Source organism: Terrabacter tumescens (genome assembly GCF_014646815.1).
In the GTDB taxonomy this organism is placed as follows: Bacteria; Actinomycetota; Actinomycetes; order Actinomycetales; family Dermatophilaceae; genus Terrabacter; species Terrabacter tumescens.
In genome coordinates this window covers 472,973-489,087 of sequence record NZ_BMNZ01000003.1, presented here as the reverse complement: position 1 = coordinate 489,087, position 16,115 = coordinate 472,973, and the positions used below count along the sequence as shown (strand labels likewise).

The window sequence follows — 16,115 nt, the reverse complement described above, 5'->3', positions numbered from 1 at the left end:
CCAACGACGGCGTCCGAGAACATGGAGGAAGTCCAGTGCTGAACAAGATCCTTCCGGTGGCCGTCAGTGCCGTGGCGCTCGTGGCCCTGTCCGCGTGCGGCAGCAGCAGCGCCGCCACGCCCGGCGCATCAGGTGGCGCCGCGGGCGGCAAGGCGATCGTCATGGGGTTCTCCCAGGTGGGCGCCGAGAGCGGCTGGCGCACCGCGAACACCAAGAGCGTCCAGGAGTCGGCCAAGAGCGCCGGCGTCGAGCTGAAGTTCTCCGACGCGCAGCAGAAGCAGGAGAACCAGATCAAGGCGATCCGCAGCTACATCCAGCAGAAGGTCGACGTCATCGCCTTCAGTCCGGTCGTCGAGACCGGCTGGGACACCGTCCTGCTCGAGGCCAAGCGCGCCAACATCCCCGTCATTTTGACCGACCGGGCGGTCGACTCCGAGGACAAGACGCTCTACAAGACCTTCCTCGGCTCCGACTTCATCGCCGAGGGCAAGAAGGCCGGCGACTGGCTCGTCAAGGACAGCCAGGGCAAGAGCGAGGTCGACGTCGTCGAGCTGCAGGGCACGACGGGCGCCGCTCCGGCGATCGACCGCAAGGAGGGCTTCGCCGAGGCGATCAAGGCGGCTCCGCAGATCAAGGTCATCGCTTCCCAGACCGGTGACTTCACCCGATCGGGCGGCAAGCAGGTCATGGAGGCGTTCCTGAAGTCCAACCCGAAGATCGATGTCGTCTACGCCCACAACGACGACATGGGTCTCGGCGCCATCGAGGCCATCGAGGCCGCCGGCAAGGTGCCGGGCAAGGACATCAAGATCATCACGGTCGACGCGGTGCACGACGGCATGCAGGCCCTGGCCGACGGCAAGATCAACTACATCGTCGAGTGCAGCCCGCTCCTCGGTGACCAGCTCATGGACCTCGCCAAGAAGGTCGTCGCCGGCGAGTCGGTGCCTGAGCGCGTCGTCACGGAGGAGACCGCCTTCACGCAGGAGCAGGCCAAGGCCGCGCTCCCGCAGCGCAAGTACTGAGCCCTCCCGCCGAGGCGCACAGCGGTCCACACGCCGGACCGCCCGTCTCACTGATCGACGGCCCCCGCCACCCTCCGGGTGTGGTGGCGGGGGTCGTCCCACCCCACACTCGGAAGCGAAGGACAGGACGTCATGACCGACACGTCGAGCACGACGGTCGCCCCCGCGGGCAGACCCGGCGTCAGCGGTGACCCGGTGGTCGCCATGCAGGCGATCACGATGGAGTTCCCCGGGGTCCGGGCGCTGGAGGACGTCGACTTCCGGCTCTTCCCCGGTGAGGTGCACGCGCTCATGGGCGAGAACGGCGCCGGCAAGTCGACCCTGATCAAGGTGCTGACCGGGGTCTACACGGCCACGGCCGGGACCACCGAGCTGCGGGGCGAGCGGATCGCCTTCTCAGGCCCCGCCGAGGCGCAGGCCTCCGGTGTCAGCACGGTCTACCAGGAGGTCAACCTGTGCCCCAACCTGTCGGTCGCGGAGAACATCCTCCTCGGGCGTGAGCCCCGGCGTCTCGGCTCGATCGACATGGGCGCGACCCGGTCGCGAGCCGCGGAGCTGCTCCGCCGGATGGGCCTGGACATCGACCCGGGCTCGATCCTGGCCGAGCACCCCATCGCCATCCAGCAGCTCGTCGCGATCGCGCGCGCCGTCGCCGTCGACGCCCAGGTCCTCATCCTCGACGAGCCGACTTCGAGCCTCGACCAGGACGAGGTCGCCGAGCTCTTCCGCATCATGCGCCACCTGCGCGACGAGGGCGTCGCGATCCTGTTCGTCTCGCACTTCCTCGAGCAGGTCTACGAGATCGCCGACCGGATGACGGTCCTGCGCAACGGACGGCTCGTGGGCGAGCACCTGACGCGTGACCTGACCCGGCTCCAGCTCGTCTCGGCGATGATCGGTCGCGAGCTCGGGGTCCTCGAGGAGGTCGAGCGGCTGGCAGCAGACGCCGCCGACGCAGCCGAGGTCACGGGGGGCGGCGACCGTGCCCCCCTGCTCGAGGCCACCGGCCTGGGCCGGCGGGGCTCGATCGCTCCGTTCGACCTGCGCATCGCCGCCGGCGAGGTCGTCGGTCTGGCCGGGCTGCTGGGCAGCGGTCGCACGGAGCTCGCCCGCCTGCTGTTCGGCGCCGACCGCGCCGACTCCGGCGAGGTGCGCGTCGACGGCCGCGTGGTCAGCCTCCGCACCCCCCGGTCCGCCATCGCCTCCGGCATCGCCTTCTGCTCCGAGGACCGCAAGGGGGAGGGGATCCTCGCCGACCTCAGCATCCGCGACAACCTCGTGCTCGCCATGCAGGCGGCCCGTGGGTGGGCGCGGCCGATCCCGAGGCGCACCAAGGACGAGCTCGTCGAGAAGTGGATGACGGCTCTCGACATCCGTCCGAAGAACCCCGACGCTCTCGTCGGCAAGCTGTCGGGCGGCAACCAGCAGAAGGTGCTGCTCGCGCGGTGGCTCGTGACCCGGCCCCGGCTGCTCATCCTCGACGAGCCGACCCGCGGCATCGACATCGGCGCCAAGGCCCAGATCCAGAAGCTCGTGGCCGAGCTCGCCGCCGAGGGCATGGCCGTCGTCTACATCTCGGCCGAGCTCGAGGAGGTCGCGCGGCTCGCGCACCGGGTCGTCGTCCTCAAGGACCGTGCCAAGGTCGCCGAGCTCGACGGCTCGGCGTCGGTCGACGAGATCATGGCGCTCATCGCCACCGCCGACGGTGACGTGCGGACCGAGCAGGTGGCGTCATGACCAGCGCCCAGGCGGCCCCGACCACCCACGGCCCGGGACTGCTCGAGAGGGCGCGGGGCAGCCGGCTGCTCTGGCCCCTCGTGGCGCTCGTGGCACTCGTCCTCGCCAACGCCGTGCGCAACCCCGGCTTCGTCGAGGTCCGACTGCAGGACGGCCACCTCTACGGCAGCCTCGTCGACATCCTCAAGAACGGCGCACCGACGCTGCTCATCGCCCTCGGCATGACCCTCGTCATCGCGACGCGTGGCATCGACCTCTCGGTCGGAGCCGTGGCGGCGATCTCCGGAGCGGTCGCGTGCACGACGATCCTCGGGTCCGCCGACCCGACGAGTCCGGCAGCGGCCCTCAAGGGGATCGCCCTCGCCCTCGTGCTCTGCCTCGTGCTCGGGCTCTGGAACGGCTTCCTCGTCGCCCTGCTCGGCATCCAACCGATCATCGCCACGCTCGTGCTCATGACCGCCGGCCGGGGCATCGCCATGCTCGTGACCGACGGTCAGATCATCACGGTGCGCAACGACTTCTTCGCCGAGATCGGCGCCGGCTTCCTGCTCTTCCCGATCTCCATCCTCATCGCCCTCGCCGCGCTCGCCGCCGTCGCCCTGGTGACCCGCCGCACGGCACTCGGACTGCTCATCGAGTCCGTCGGCATCAACCCCGAGGCGAGCCGCCTCGCCGGTCTGCGCTCGCGCACGATCATCTGGACCGTCTACGTCTTCGCGGCTCTCTGTGCGGGTGTCGCCGGCCTGATGATCAGCTCCAACGTCAGCGCCGCCGACGCCAACAACGCCGGGCTGTGGATCGAGATGGACGCCATCCTCGCCGTCGTCATCGGTGGGTCCTCGCTCGCGGGCGGCAAGTACTCGCTCTCCGGCACGCTGGTCGGTGCGCTCATCATCCAGACGCTGACGACGACGGTCTACTCGATGGGCATCGCCCCCGAGGTGACGCTCGTCTTCAAGGCGGTCGTCGTCATCGCGGTGTGCCTGCTCCAGGCCCCGAAGGTCCGCGAGCGCTTCACGCGCCGGCGGCGCCCCCCGGCGACGGCCGAGACCACGCCGCCGACCCGACCCAGGGCGTCGGACGCGACCTTCGGGACCGAGCCGGTCGCCCACGACGCAACCGCTCCGAAGCAGAAGGTGGCCCAGTCATGACCACGACCGTCCCCACCCGGCCGGACACGCTCCCGGAGCAGTCCTCCCGGCGCCGCCCGGTCGTCCCGGGTCGCGTCCTGCCCGTCGTCTCGACCTTCGTGCTCTTCGTCCTGCTCTTCGGCGTGGGCTCGGTGCGTTACGAGGGCTTCACGTCGGGACAGGTCTTCGCCAACCTGTTCATCGACAACGCCTTCCTCATCGTCCTGGCCGTCGGCATGACCTTCGTCATCCTCACCGGCGGCATCGACCTGTCGGTGGGCGCCGTCGTCGCCCTGTCGACGATGGTCGCGGCTGCCACCTTGCGCGCCGGACTCCCGGCACCCGTCGTCATCCTGCTCGTCCTGGCGGTCGGGACCGGACTCGGCGTCGTCATGGGACTCGTCATCCACCACTTCGAGCTGCAGCCGTTCATCGTCACGCTCGCGGGCATGTTCCTGGCCCGCGGCCTCTGCTTCGTCATCGGTGTCGAGTCCATCTCCATCAAGGACCCCTTCTTCCGGGCCCTCGCCACCGGGACCATCGACCTGCCCGGCGGCGTCACCATCACGTGGAGCGTCGTCATCGCGCTGGTCATCGTCGCGGTCGCCGCCTGGGTGCTCCACCGCACGCGCTTCGGCCGCACCATCTACGCCATCGGCGGCAGCGAGAGCTCGGCCACCCTCATGGGGCTGCCGGTCGCGCGCGTCAAGGTCATGGCATATGCCATCAGTGGGCTGTGCGCCTCGATCGCGGGGCTGCTCTTCTCCGTCTACATGCTCTCGGGCTACGGGCTGCACGCCGTGGGGATGGAGCTCGACGCGATCGCCTCGGTCGTCATCGGCGGCACGCTGCTCTCCGGCGGGGTCGGCTACGTCCTCGGATCGCTTCTCGGGGTGCTCGTCCTGGGTGTCATCCAGACGCTGATCTCCTTCCAAGGCACGCTGAGCTCATGGTGGACAAAGATCGCGATCGGAACCCTGCTGCTGCTCTTCATCGTGATGCAGAGGCTGTTCACGAGGAGGAACGCGTGAGCGACACCGCGTCACGCGCCCCCGTGATGCAGGACGTAGCCCGGCTGGCCGGCGTCTCGCACCAGACGGTCTCGCGCGTCATCAACGGCGCCTCCAGCATCCGTCCCGAGACACGCGACCGCGTGCTCCAGGCGATCGAACGCCTCGGCTACCGCCCCAACACGGCGGCGCGCACCCTCGTGCGCGGACGGTCGGCGACGATCGGGATCATCACGACCGCCTCGACGCTGTTCGGTCCGACGAGTGTGCACCGCACGGTCAACACCGCCGCGCGCGAGGCCGGCTTCTTCGCCTCGTCGGTCTCGCTCGCCGAGATGACGCGCGAGGGCTTCGACGCGGCCGTCGACCACCTCGACCGCCTGGCCGTCGAGGGGATCGTCGTCATCGCCGGCCACGACGAGGCGCTCGAGGTCGCGCGCTCGCGCAGCGCGCGGCTGCCCTTCGTCATCGTCGAGGGTGATCTGACCCGCGCGCGTCGCACCGTCGGCGTCGACAACGTCGCCGGTGCGCGTCTCGCGACGCGTCATCTCCTTGACCTCGGTCACGTCGAGGTGGCCCACGTGACCGGCCCGCTGGACTGGGCGGAGTCCCGTGCGCGGCTCGACGGCTGGCGCACCGAGATGGTGACCGCTGGGCACCGGCCGATGGAACCCGTCCCTGGCGACTGGTCTGCCGAGAGCGGGTATCGCGCAGGCCTGGCTCTTGCCGAGAACGCCGACGTGACAGCCGTCTTCGCGGCGAACGACCAGATGGCCATCGGTGTGCTGCGTGCCCTCCACGAGGCGGGCCGGTCGGTTCCCGACGACGTCAGCGTCGTCGGCTTCGACGACGTCCCCGAGGCCGCCTATCTCATCCCACCGCTGACGACCGTGCGCCAGGACTTCGCCGCCATCGGCCGCGAGGCGATCGCGATGCTGACCGCGGCGATCTCCGGTGACACGGCTGACACGGACCAGGTCCCCAGCCTCATCGACCCCGAACTCATCGTCCGGGCGAGCACCGCGCCGCCCGGCCAGACCAGGAGCAGAGCCACATGACCGAGGCCGCCACCGCCGCCGCCCACACCCCGCAGTACGTCGTCGGCGTCGACTACGGGACTCTCTCGGGGAGAGCCCTCGTCGTCCGGGTGTCCGACGGCGCCGAGCTCGGTTCGGCGGTGCACGATTACGCCCACGCCGTCGTGACCGACCACGTCCCGGTCGACGGAGGCGCGTCACTGCCGCCGGAGTGGGCGCTCCAGGTGCCGCAGGACTACCGGGACGTGCTCCGCCACGCGGTGCCGGCGGCGGTGGCGGCAGCCGGCATCGACCCGGCCGACGTCATCGGCATCGCCACCGACTTCACGGCCTGCACCGTCCTGCCGACGAGCGCCGAGGGGGTGCCCCTGTGCGAGGTGCCCGGCTGGGAGCAGCGCCCCCACGCCTGGGTGAAGCTGTGGCGACACCACGCGGCGCAGGGCCAGGCGGACCGGATCAACGCACTCGCCGCCGAGCGAGGCGAGTCATGGCTGGCTCGCTACGGCGGCCTCATCAGCTCGGAGTGGGAGTTCGCCAAGGCGCTGCAGGTGCTCGAGGAGGACCCTGAGGTGTATGCCGCGACGGCGCGGTGGGTCGAGGCGGCCGACTGGATCGTGTGGCAGCTGTGCGGCGCCTACGTGCGCAACGCGTGCACGGCCGGCTACAAGGGCATCCGGCAGGACGGCGCCTACCCCTCGCGCGACTTCCTCGCCGCCCTCAACCCCTCCTTCGCGTCGTTCGTCGACGACAAGCTCGACCACCAGATCGGCGAGCTCGGATCTGTCGCAGGCACGCTGACCGCCGAGGCTGCGGCATGGACGGGACTCCGAGAGGGCATCGCCGTCGCCGTCGGCAACGTCGACGCGCACGTCACGGCACCCGCGGCGCAGGCCACCGCGCCGGGTCAGATGGTGGCGATCATGGGCACCTCGACGTGTCACGTCATGAGCAGTGACGTGTTGCGTGAGGTGCCGGGCATGTGCGGCGTGGTCGACGGCGGCATCGTGGCGGGCCTCTACGGCTACGAGGCCGGGCAGTCGGGCGTCGGCGACATCTTCGGCTGGTTCACCCGGACTGCGGTGCCGGCCGACTATGCGGCCGAGGCAGAGCGGCGCGGCCTGTCGGTGCACGAGCTGCTCACCGAGAGGGCGAGCGCGCAAGCGGTCGCAGAGCACGGACTCGTCGCGCTCGACTGGCACAGCGGCAACCGCTCGATGCTTGTCGACCACGAGCTGTCCGGGCTCGTCGTGGGCCAGACCCTCGCCACGCGGCCGGAGGACACCTACCGCGCGCTGCTCGAGTCGACGGCCTTCGGCACACGCGTCATCCTCGAGGCCTTCCGCGACGCCGGCGTGCCGGTGACCGAGCTCGTCATCGCGGGTGGTCTGGCGAAGAACCGCCTGCTCATGCAGATCTACGCCGACGTGACCCGCATGCCGCTGTCGGTCATCGGGTCGGCGCAGGGCCCGGCCCTGGGCTCCGCGATCCACGCCGCCGTCGCGGCCGGTGCCTACCCCGACGTGGCCACGGCAGCGGGCCGCATGGGACGGGTCGAGCGCGCGGCGTACGTGCCCGACGAGGCCGACGCAGCGGCATACGACCCGCTCTTCGAGGAGTACGTCCGCCTGCACGACCACTTCGGCCGCCGGGGCAACGACGTCATGAGGCGACTGAAAGCACTGCGCCGCAAGGCGATCGCCGCCAAGTCACACCCTGCCGAGCCGGTCCCGACGACTGGCCAGGAGGCCAGTGCAGGCGGTGAGGCTGCGTGAGCTTGTCCACCGATGTGAACGCAACCATCACCTCCCTGCGTCACGAGGTCTGCGCGCTTCATGCCGAGCTGACCCGCTACCAGCTCGTGATCTGGACAGCCGGCAACGTCTCGGCCCGCGTGCCGGATCGCGACCTCATGGTCATCAAGCCGAGCGGGGTGTCCTACGACGACCTGACGCCCGAGAACATGGTGCTCTGCGACCTGCACGGCCGCGTCCTCGAGGGCGAACACGCGCCGTCCTCCGACACCGACGCCCAGGCCTACGTCTACCGGCAGATGCCCCACGTCGGGGGCGTCGTGCACACGCACTCGACGTATGCGACGGCGTGGGCCAGCCGGGGCGAGGCGATCCCGTGCGCCCTGACGATGCAGGCCGACGAGTTCGGGGGCGAGATCCCCGTCGGCCCATTCGCTCTCATCGGCGATGACTCGATCGGGCGCGGCATCGTCGAGACCCTGACCGCCTCTCGCTCGGCCGCCGTCCTCATGAAGCAGCACGGCGTCTTCACCATCGGCAAGGACGCACGCTCGGCCGTCAAGGCGGCAGTCATGTGCGAGGACGTCGCCCGCACCGTCCACATCGCCCGCCAGCTCGGCGAGCCCATCCGCATCGAGCCCACCGACGTCGACTCGCTCTTCGACCGCTACCAGAACGTCTACGGACAGAAGGACAACCGATGACCACTAGCCCCACTCCCGAGCAGCGCGAGGTCTGGTTCCTCACCGGCAGCCAGCACCTCTACGGCGAGGAGACCCTGCGTCAGGTGGCCGACCAGTCCCAGACCATCGCCAAGGAGATCGACGCGAGCGGCGTGCTGCCCGCCCGGGTCGTGTGGAAGCCGATCCTCGCCGACTCGGCCGCGATCCACGCCGCGATCCTCGAGGCCAACGCAAGCTCCGACTGCATCGGCGTCATCACGTGGATGCACACCTTCTCCCCGGCGAAGATGTGGATCACCGGGCTCGACGCCCTCCGCAAGCCGATGCTGCACCTGCACACCCAGGCCGGCGCTGAGCTTCCGTGGTCGAGCATCGACATGGACTTCATGAACCTCAACCAGGCCGCGCACGGCGATCGCGAGTTCGCTTTCGTCGGAGCGCGACTCGGCATCGCGCGCAAGGTGGTCGCCGGCCACGTGAGCAACCCCGCGGTCCTCGAGCGCATCGGCACATGGGGCCGGGCCGCCGCCGGCGTCTCGGAGCTGAGAACCCTGCGGCTGGCCCGCTTCGGCGACAACATGCGCGACGTCGCGGTGACCGAGGGCGACAAGGTCGAGGCCCAGCTGCGCTTCGGGGTCTCGGTCAACACCTACGGCGTGGGCGAGCTGGTCGAGGTCGTCGACGCCGTCTCCGACGCCGAGGTCGACACTCTCGTCGCGGAGTACGAGCAGGCCTATGCCGTCGTGCCCGAGCTGCGCCGCGGCGGTGACCGTCACGCGTCGCTGCGCTACGGCGCGCGCATCGAGGCCGGTCTGCGGACCTTCCTCTCCGACGGCGGGTTCCGGGCGTTCACGACCAACTTCGAGGACCTCGGCGGCCTGCGCCAGCTGCCTGGCCTCGCCGTCCAGCGGCTCATGGCCGACGGCTACGGCTTCGGCGGCGAGGGCGACTGGAAGACCTCGGTGCTGCTGCGCACGGCGAAGGCCATGGCGCAGGGCCGGCCCGGCGGCACGAGCTTCATGGAGGACTACACGTACCACCTGGTGCCGGGGGAGGAGAAGATCCTCGGGGCGCACATGCTCGAGGTCTGCCCGTCCATCGCCGGTCGGCAGCCGAGCCTCGAGATCCACCCGCTCAGCATCGGCGGACGTGAGGACCCCGTGCGCCTGAAGTTCACGGCCGCCCCCGGCCCCGGTGTCGTCGTCGGCATGAGCGACCTCGGCGGCCGGTTCCGACTGACCCTCAACGAGATCGACGTCGTCGAGCCCGACGAGGAGCTGCCGCGACTGCCCGTCGCGTGCGCCGTATGGGAGCCCAAGCCGACCCTTACGACCTCGGCCGAGTCGTGGCTGCTCGCGGGCGGCCCGCACCACACGGTCCTGTCGACCGCCATCGGCACCGACGAGTTCCGCGACCTGGCCGAGATGATCTCGACCGAGCTCGTCGTCATCGACGCCGGCACCACCCCCGAGAGCCTGCGCCAGGAGCTGCGCTGGAGCGCGGCCTACCACCGTCTCGCCGCGCGCCTGTGACGGCGGGACCGGTCCACCGGAGGGCAGACTGACCCGATGGCGGAGACGAACTGGGCGGGCAGCCACACCTACCGAGCACGCATCGAGAGGGTCCGTTCGGTGGAGCACCTGCAGGAGGTCGTCGCGGCGGCGCCGCGCGTGCGCGCGCTCGGGTCGCGACACAGCTTCACGGACCTGACCGACATCACCGACAACGACGACGGCGTCCTCGTCTCCCTCGTCGACCTGCCGACGACGGTCGAGGTCGACACCACGGCCCGCACCGCCCGCGTGACGGGCCGGGCCGCATACGGCGACGTCGCGACCCGGCTCCACGCGGCCGGTTGGGCGCTGGGCAACCTCGCCTCGCTGCCGCACATCTCGGTAGCGGGTGCCGTCGCCACCGGCACCCACGGCTCCGGTGTCGAGAACGGTTCTCTCGCAACGGCCGTCACCTCCCTCGACATCGTCGGGCCGGACGGCGACGTGCGCACGGTCAGTCGCGGGGACGCCGACTTCGAGGGCAGCGTCGTGTCCCTCGGGGCCCTCGGTGTGGTCACCGCGGTGACGCTCGAGGTCGAGCCCACCTACGACGTGCGCCAGGACGTCTGGACCGGCCTGTCGTGGGACGACCTCGCGGCAGGCCTCGACACCGTCCTGGCCAGCGCCTACAGCGTCAGCCTCTTCACCCACTGGGGCGACGCCGGCATCGACCAGGTGTGGCTCAAGAGCCGCGCGGACGAGGCCGCGGCCGAGCTCCGGGGCGCGCTGCGTGCGACGACGACGATGCACATGCTCGAGGGCGGTGCCACGGAGTCGGTGACGCAGCAGGGCGGCGTCCCCGGACCCTGGCTCGACCGGTTGCCGCACTTCCGGATGGAGTTCACGCCGAGTCGCGGCGCGGAGCTGCAGAGCGAGTACCTCGTGCCGCGCGAGCACGCCCTCCTCGCCGTCGAGCGCCTGCGCGCCCTGGGTGGCCGGCTCGCGCCCGTGCTCCAGGTGGGCGAGCTGCGCACGGTCGCGGCCGACGGGCACTGGCTGAGCAGCTCCTACGGCCACGACGCGCTCGGCCTGCACTTCACCTGGCTGCTCGACCCCGAGCGGGTGTATGCCGTCCTGCCCGTCCTCGAGGAGGCCCTGCTGCCGCTCGGGGCGCGTCCGCACTGGGGCAAGTGCTTCACCGCCGGGGTGCGCGAGCTCGAGCCGCTCTACCCGCGCCTGCCCGACTTCCGGGCGCTGCGCGAGCGTGTCGACCCCGACCGCGTCTTCGGCAACGCCTTCCTCGACCGCGTGCTCGGTTGACTGACGAGCAGCGCGCAGCGCGCTCGACCGATGGGCGGTGCCGCTCAGTGGCGCCGGCGGTGGCCCGGGGTCGAGGGCTGGTTCGCCTCGATGTCGCTCGTCACGTCGCGCAGTGACCCCGCGATCGTGACGAGCAGCTCGGCCACGCGGGACAGCTCGTCCGAGCCCAGGGCGTCGAAGGCGTGCGGCATCCAGTCCCGCACCTCGTTGAGGCGCCGCACGCCCGAGTCGGGGATCTCGACAGTGCTCCGGCGGCGGTCGTGCGGGTCGGGCACGCGGGCGACCATGCCGCGCTGCTCGAGACGGTCGACGAGCGTCGTGGTCGAGCTCGTCGTCAGACCCAGGGCGGTCGCGAGATCCGTCTGCCCCATGGGGCCGCGGGCCATCAGGTGGCTGATGGCGCGACTCTCGTTGACCGTCAGGTCGAGGTGGGTGGCAACGGCGATTCGGTAGCGCTCGCCGGCGAGGATCAGCTCGCGCAGGGCAGCGGTCGCGGCATCACGAGAAGCAGCGGACGGGCTCATCCCACCAACCTAGTGACCCAGGTCGCTCGCTGGGCTGATCGCTTGATTGTCAAACGAACTGCCCGTACCGTGAGGGACAGCGGCAACACGGACGCGCTGCGAGGCTGGTCCGCAGATCCGTCGGACCCGGGGTTGAGCAGCCAGCCCCGGGTCCGAGAATCCCCTCCATCCAGCGCTGCGTTCGGCAAGGCGGCTCACATGGACACGGACAACGCAGTGGTCGAGAGACTCCTGACTCCGGCGGAGGTTGCCACGATCTTCCGCGTCGACCCCAAGACGGTCAGCCGCTGGGCCCGTTCCGGCAAGCTCAACGCCCGACGCACGCTCGGCGGGCACCGCCGCTATCCCGAGAACGAGATCTGGGCCCTGCTCGACCAGCACCAGGGCGAGTAGCCGGCGGAGCGGACCGTCGTTCGCGGCCCCGGGGTCGCTCAGAAGTCGCCGGCGCTGCGCCGCAGGCGGGTCAGCACGTCGACGAGCGACTGCGCGTCCTCCGTGTCGAGGTCGGGCTGCTCGAACACCTCGGTGTTGAGCGCGGTCGTGGCCCGCTCGGCGAGCGCACGTCCCGAGGGGGTCAGCGACACGAGCATGGCCCGCCGGTCCTCCGGATGGGCCCGGCGCATCACGAGGCCGGCGTCCTCGAGTCGGTCGACGGCGTTGGTGACGCTCGTCGGGTGCACCTGCAGGCGGCTGCCGATGACCTTCATCGGCAGCGACCCGCGCCGGCTGAACCACAGCAGCATGAGCACCTCGTAGCGCGCGAAGGTGACGCCGAGCGGCTTGAGGGTCGCCTCGACCCGGGCCAAGACGATCTGGTGCGCCCGCATGAGCGAGGTGATGGCGGCCATGCCGTCGGCGGCGGGCTCCCAGCCCTGCTCCACCCACTGCTCACGGGCCCGGGCGATCGGGTCGAAGCCGAGACCCGACCCGACGCCCGAACCCACGCCGGTGGCGGAGGCCACCGGCCCCGTGGCGTCGCTGCCGCTCGGGCTGCCCGCAGCGGCGGTCGTGTCGGTCTGAGCACTCATGGCGACATCGTAGGTTCGCCGGTGCGTTGACGTCCATTAGTAGGAAGTCCTACTATTTTCTCATGTCTGACGCACCGCAGCGCGACCTGCACCAGCCGACCCACCACGTCCGGCTCGTCACCGCGAGCAGCCTCTTCGACGGCCACGACGCCTCGATCAACATCATGCGGCGCATCATGCAGACGCAGGGCGCCGAGGTCATCCACCTCGGGCACAACCGCTCGGTCCAGGAGGTCGTCGACGCAGCGATCGAGGAGGACGTGCAGGGCGTCGCGGTCAGCTCCTACCAGGGTGGGCACGTCGAGTACTTCGAGTACCTCGTGCAGCTGCTCAAGGAGAACGGCGCCGGCCACATCCGCGTCGTCGGTGGTGGTGGCGGCGTCATCGTCCCCGAGGAGATCGCGCGGCTGCGCGAGTCCGGCGTCACGATCTTCAGCCCCGAGGACGGCCAGCGGCTCGGCCTCGCCGGCATGATCAACACCGTCGTCGCCGACTGCGACTTCGACCCCTGGGAGACCGCCGCCGCGTCGGTCGAGGCCGTCCTCGCGGGAGAGCGCGCGGCCGTCGCGCGGGCCATCACCGGCGCCCAGGAGGGCGACCTCGACGAGCCGACCCTGACCCGCATCCGCGAGGCCGCAGGCCGCCGTCGCGTGCCCGTCCTCGGCATCACCGGCACCGGAGGCTCGGGCAAGTCGAGCCTCACCGACGAGCTGATCCGACGTCTGCGCCTCGACCAGCAGGACAAGCTCCGCGTCGCCGTCCTCGCCATCGACCCCACCCGCAGCCGCGGTGGCGGCGCCCTGCTCGGCGACCGCATCCGGATGAGCTCGCTCGACGGCGACCGCGTATTCTTCCGCAGCCTCGCGACGCGCGGCGGCTCCCAGGTCCCGACGCACCTCGACGACGTCCTCGACATCGTCCGCGCCGCCGGCTTCGACCTCGTCATCCTCGAGACGCCCGGCATCGGTCAGGGCGACGCGGCCATCGTCGACTTCGCCGACGTCTCGCTCTACGTCATGACGCCGGAGTTCGGCGCCAGCAGCCAGCTCGAGAAGATCGACATGCTCGACCGCGCCGATGTCGTCGCCATCAACAAGTTCGAGCGGCGCGGCGCCGAGGACGCCCTGCGTGACGTCGGCCGCCAGATGGTGCGCAACCGCGAGGCCTTCGGCAAGGGGCCCGCCGACATGCCCGTCTACGGCACGTCTGCCGCCACCTTCAACGACGACGGCGTCACCGCGCTCTACCAGCAGCTGCGAGACCTCTTGTCCGACAAGGGGATGCCCGTCGGTGAGGGCGTCCTGCCGCACGTCGCCACCAAGCAGTCCACGCGCATCGCGACCATCGTGCCCGCGTCCCGCGTGCGCTACCTCGCCGATATCAGCGACACGGTGCGCGGCTACCACGAGGCGACGGAGCGGTATGCCGCTGCGGCCAGTCGCGTGCAGCGCCTCGAGTCCGTGCGCGGCGAGCTCGCCTCTGCCGCAGCGGCCGACGAGGTCGGCAGCGCCGCGAGCGCGGTCGAGGCCGTCGAGGCCCTCCTCGACGAGGCCCGCACCGACGTCCCGTCCGAGGTCGCCGGCGCGCTGTCCGCGTGGCCCTCGGTCGTCGCGTCCTACTCCGGCGACGAGCAGGTCGTGCGCATCCGTGACAAGGAGATCCGCAACGTCCTGACTCGAGAGTCGTTGTCGGGCAACAAGATCCCGCGCGTCTCCCTCCCGCGCTACCGCGACCACGGCGAGCTCGTCAGCTTCCTGCGCCGCGAGAACCTCCCCGGCTACTTCCCGTTCACGGCCGGCGTCTTCCCGTTCAAGCGCGAGGGTGAGGACCCCGCTCGCATGTTCGCCGGCGAGGGTGACCCCTTCCGCACCAACCGCCGCTTCAAGCTGCTCTCGGAGGGTCAGCCGGCCACCCGCCTGTCCACGGCGTTCGACTCCGTGACCCTCTACAGTCGCGACCCCGACCCGCGCCCCGACGTCTACGGCAAGGTCGGCACCTCGGGCGTCTCGATCGCGACGCTCGACGACATGAAGGCGCTCTACGACGGGTTCGACCTCGTGTCGCCCACGACGTCGGTCTCGATGACGATCAACGGTCCCGCGCCGACGATCCTCGCCTTCTTCCTCAACACCGCCATCGACCAGCAGGTCGACGCCTTCCGGGCGCGGGAGGGCCGGGAGCCGGGCGAGGCCGAGCGCAAGGAGCTCGCGGCATACGCCCTCGCCAACGTGCGCGGCACGGTGCAGGCCGACATCCTCAAGGAGGACCAGGGCCAGAACACCTGCATCTTCAGCACCGAGTTCTCGCTCAAGATGATGGCCGACATCCAGGAGTGGTTCATCGAGCACCAGGTGCGCAACTTCTACTCCGTGTCGATCTCGGGCTACCACATCGCCGAGGCCGGGGCCAACCCCATCAGCCAGCTCGCGTTCACCCTCGCCAACGGCTTCACCTACGTCGAGAGCTACCTCGCGCGCGGCATGGCCGTCGACGACTTCGCCCCCAACCTGTCCTTCTTCTTCAGCAACGGCATGGACCCCGAGTACTCCGTGCTCGGCCGGGTCGCCCGTCGCATCTGGGCCGTCGCGATGAAGGAGCGCTACGGCGCGGGAGAGCGGTCGCAGAAGCTGAAGTACCACGTGCAGACGTCGGGGCGCAGCCTCCACGCGCAGGAGATGGACTTCAACGACATCCGCACGACGCTGCAGGCGCTCATCGCGATCTACGACAACGCGAACTCTCTGCACACCAACGCTTTCGACGAGGCCGTGACCACGCCGTCGGAGGAGTCGGTGCGTCGCGCGCTCGCCATCCAGCTCATCATCAACCGCGAGTGGGGCCTGGCGATGAACGAGAACCCGCTCCAGGGCTCCTTCGTCATCGACGAGCTCACCGACCTCGTCGAGGCCGCGGTGCTCAAGGAGTTCGACCGCATCACCGAGCGCGGCGGCGTGCTCGGCGCCATGGAGACCGGCTACCAGCGCGGTCGCATCCAGGACGAGTCGATGCTCTACGAGCACCGTAAGCACGACGGCAGCCTGCCGATCATCGGCGTCAACACCTTCCGCAACCCGCACGAGGGTGAGGTGCCGCGCAAGGTCGTGCTCGCCCGCGGCACCGAGGAGGAGAAGCAGGGCCAGCTGTCGCGAGTCCGCGCGTTCCGCAAGGAGCACGAGGTCGAGGCGACGGCGGCGCTCGAAGAGCTCAAGGCGGTCGCGATCGAGGGAGGCAACGTCTTCGACGTCCTCATGCGGGCGGCGCGGGTGTGCTCGCTCCAGCAGGTGACCGAGGCCTTCTTCGAGGTCGGCGGCCAGTACCGCCGCAACGTCTGAACGCTCGGGGGTTCACGGCCGCGGGCGGCCTGCGCCCCCGAGTGC

13 protein-coding genes are annotated in these 16,115 nt (G+C 70.5%); 11 read left to right on the top strand and 2 right to left on the bottom strand.

Translation table 11 applies throughout. The features are described 5' to 3' along the window. The first annotated feature begins 38 nt into the window (after positions 1-38). From IEY30_RS09705 to IEY30_RS09665, 9 genes are all read left to right on the top strand, one after another. The gene (locus IEY30_RS09705) at positions 39-1,025 is read left to right on the top strand and encodes an ABC transporter substrate-binding protein (protein ID WP_373286691.1); all 987 of its coding nucleotides are present in this window, start codon (positions 39-41) and stop codon (positions 1,023-1,025) included. Positions 1,026-1,157: 132 nt separating this feature from the next. Next, positions 1,158-2,762, top strand: a complete 1,605-nt coding sequence (locus tag IEY30_RS09700) for a sugar ABC transporter ATP-binding protein (RefSeq protein ID WP_030194021.1) — start codon at positions 1,158-1,160, stop codon at positions 2,760-2,762. Further along, positions 2,759-3,913: an ABC transporter permease gene (locus IEY30_RS09695; protein ID WP_081920329.1), complete on the top strand. Its 1,155-nt coding sequence runs from the start codon at positions 2,759-2,761 to the stop codon at positions 3,911-3,913. The genes IEY30_RS09700 and IEY30_RS09695 overlap by 4 nt, the downstream gene beginning before the upstream one ends. Continuing rightward, positions 3,910-4,923, top strand: a complete 1,014-nt coding sequence (gene yjfF, locus IEY30_RS09690) for a galactofuranose ABC transporter, permease protein YjfF (protein WP_030194026.1) — start codon at positions 3,910-3,912, stop codon at positions 4,921-4,923. The genes IEY30_RS09695 and yjfF overlap by 4 nt, the downstream gene beginning before the upstream one ends. Next, positions 4,920-5,960 carry a LacI family DNA-binding transcriptional regulator gene (locus tag IEY30_RS09685; protein WP_229674925.1) on the top strand — a complete coding sequence of 347 codons (1,041 nt, stop codon included), beginning with the start codon at positions 4,920-4,922 and terminating at the stop codon, positions 5,958-5,960. The genes yjfF and IEY30_RS09685 overlap by 4 nt, the downstream gene beginning before the upstream one ends. Further along, on the top strand, positions 5,957-7,711 hold the full coding sequence (araB, locus tag IEY30_RS09680) for a ribulokinase (protein WP_052358310.1): 1,755 nt from the start codon (positions 5,957-5,959) through the stop codon (positions 7,709-7,711). The genes IEY30_RS09685 and araB overlap by 4 nt, the downstream gene beginning before the upstream one ends. Positions 7,712-7,713: 2 nt before the next feature. Continuing rightward, entirely contained in the window at positions 7,714-8,394 is a 681-nt protein-coding gene (locus IEY30_RS09675) for an L-ribulose-5-phosphate 4-epimerase (protein ID WP_229674924.1), read from the top strand. Continuing rightward, entirely contained in the window at positions 8,391-9,905 is a 1,515-nt protein-coding gene (gene araA / locus IEY30_RS09670; RefSeq protein ID WP_030194037.1) for an L-arabinose isomerase, read from the top strand. The genes IEY30_RS09675 and araA overlap by 4 nt, the downstream gene beginning before the upstream one ends. Positions 9,906-9,941: 36 nt before the next feature. Next, positions 9,942-11,186 (top strand): D-arabinono-1,4-lactone oxidase, encoded by a 1,245-nt coding sequence (locus IEY30_RS09665; protein WP_030194041.1) that lies wholly within the window; start codon positions 9,942-9,944, stop codon positions 11,184-11,186. Between the two features lie 44 nt (positions 11,187-11,230). Here the strand turns inward: IEY30_RS09665 and IEY30_RS09660 are convergent, their stop codons facing one another. Further along, positions 11,231-11,710 (bottom strand): MarR family winged helix-turn-helix transcriptional regulator, encoded by a 480-nt coding sequence (locus IEY30_RS09660; RefSeq protein ID WP_052358311.1) that lies wholly within the window; start codon positions 11,708-11,710, stop codon positions 11,231-11,233. A gap of 198 nt (positions 11,711-11,908) precedes the next feature. On the opposite strand from IEY30_RS09660, the gene IEY30_RS09655 reads away from it, so the two are divergent. Then, the gene (locus IEY30_RS09655) at positions 11,909-12,103 is read left to right on the top strand and encodes a BldC family transcriptional regulator (protein ID WP_030194047.1); all 195 of its coding nucleotides are present in this window, start codon (positions 11,909-11,911) and stop codon (positions 12,101-12,103) included. 38 nt (positions 12,104-12,141) lie between these two features. On the opposite strand, the gene IEY30_RS09650 is transcribed toward IEY30_RS09655, so the two are convergent. Then, positions 12,142-12,738 carry a MarR family winged helix-turn-helix transcriptional regulator gene (locus tag IEY30_RS09650; protein ID WP_081920330.1) on the bottom strand — a complete coding sequence of 199 codons (597 nt, stop codon included), beginning with the start codon at positions 12,736-12,738 and terminating at the stop codon, positions 12,142-12,144. Between the two features lie 62 nt (positions 12,739-12,800). On the opposite strand from IEY30_RS09650, the gene icmF reads away from it, so the two are divergent. Then, entirely contained in the window at positions 12,801-16,070 is a 3,270-nt protein-coding gene (gene icmF, locus IEY30_RS09645; protein WP_030194053.1) for a fused isobutyryl-CoA mutase/GTPase IcmF, read from the top strand. Positions 16,071-16,115 lie beyond the last annotated feature (45 nt).